Raw genomic sequence first — 1,673 nt, 5'->3', positions numbered from 1 at the left:
TAATTTAACTGCCACCTTGTATCTTTTCATATGTGATGGTCCAGAAGCACTTAATAACACATACTCAGGCAATTTTTTTGTTTTTTCTTGAGTTAGTTCTTGTAACTTCGTTTTATAATCGAGAAAAATATTCCCTTCAACAGCGTTCTCAATGTATTCTTTCATGTTTTTTATAATATACCTCTTCGTCTTTTCATAACCACAGCTCATATATATACAAGCAAATAGAGCTTCCATAGCATCCGATAAAATTGACTTTTTCCTTCTTCCACCTTGTTTGTCTTCACCCTTACTTAAAAAAATAAAATCATCTAACCCCAACTTTAAAGCAACTTCTGCTAAAATAATCTCGCTTCCTATAATAGCCCTTGCCTTTGACATTTCACCTTCGGAGAGGTAATAATTATTGTAAAGAAACTCGGAGATAACTAACTCCAATACTGCATCTCCGAGAAATTCCAACCTTTCGTTAGAATCAAGTCTTCTTTGAATATTTTCGCTATCGAAAACGTATGATTTATGACACAATGCTTCAAACAATAAGCTTTCTTTCACACACGGTGGCAGAAGAAGGTCATTTTTTGCCTTTTTTACAGTTTGTTCCTCTTGCAAAGTCAATTTTAAATTATCCTCATACCTCATTTGTTTTCAATTAATCCTTTCATTTTTTTTACTAACGATTCTACGTCAAATCCATGAACTTTTAGCAAATCTTTGATCGTTCCAGAGGGAGCATATTCTCTTAATCCCATAGGTTCAAAATAAGAAGGTTTCAAAGAATTTTTGATCATCGCTTTTGACAGTTCATTTGACAAACCATTTTCTATGTTGTGATCTTCTAAAGTTAACACAATAGTATTGTCTACAAATTCTTTAACATTAGTAAGGTCAAAATCTAAAGGAGTCGGTACGCCAATTACTGTAATATGAATATCTTCTTCTTTCAACTTATCAGCTGCTTCCACCGCTAAATGAGCAAAGCTTCCGTATGTGAATACTGTTAGATCTTTACCTTTCCTAAAAATATCCAACTTCCCATATTCGAAGTTATAACCGTTATCGTAATAAACGTTACCCTCTTCATCCAACAAGATTGGCAAGCTGGATCTTCCCATAGCAATCACAAAGTTACCAGGAACTTTTGCAGCGTACCTAATCGCTTTATCAGTTTGATTGGCATCACAAGGTACGATCAGTTTAGTATGGTATAAACTTCTGACTACCCCAATATAATTGACTTCATGATGTGTCTTGCCATCCTCTCCTACATCGATACCACAGTGAGTCACAACGGTCTTTAAATTAGTGTGATTAATATCGTTTAATCTTTGCTGATTAAATGTCTCATCCAAACCAAATACCCCAAAATCAGCGAAAAAAGTCAAGACTCCATTAACAGATAACGCACCCCCAATGGTAGCAGCGTTATGTTCCTCAATACCAATTTGGATGTAACCCTCAGGATTGACTTTTTCGAATTTTTCCAATTTAACGGATGGTTTCAAATCACAATCAATTGCAGCTACTGGAAAGTTAGCCATGTTCAGTTTTGCAAGATCAGCAATAGCGTTCCCAAAAGCGTTACGATTAGCTACCTTTTCTCCCTTTTCATACACTATAGGTTGTCCAGTTTCAACCTTTAATTCAATATTTGGATAATTTATTTTTTCCCT

General features: G+C 34.8%; 2 protein-coding genes. Both read right to left on the bottom strand.

The features are described from left to right. A partial coding sequence (rnc, locus tag AA81_RS12535; RefSeq protein WP_245863641.1) for a ribonuclease III occupies positions 1 to 618 on the bottom strand: 618 nt, incomplete at its 3' end. A 20-nt stretch (positions 619 to 638) separates the two neighbouring features. Further along, positions 639 to 1,673: transketolase C-terminal domain-containing protein (locus AA81_RS12530; protein WP_281256307.1), on the bottom strand; the 1,035-nt coding region annotated here is incomplete at its 5' end.

The organism is Petrotoga halophila DSM 16923 (genome assembly GCF_002924615.1).
Note: the sequence above shows the minus strand (reverse complement) of the source record. Positions and strands in the feature narration are given on the sequence as shown.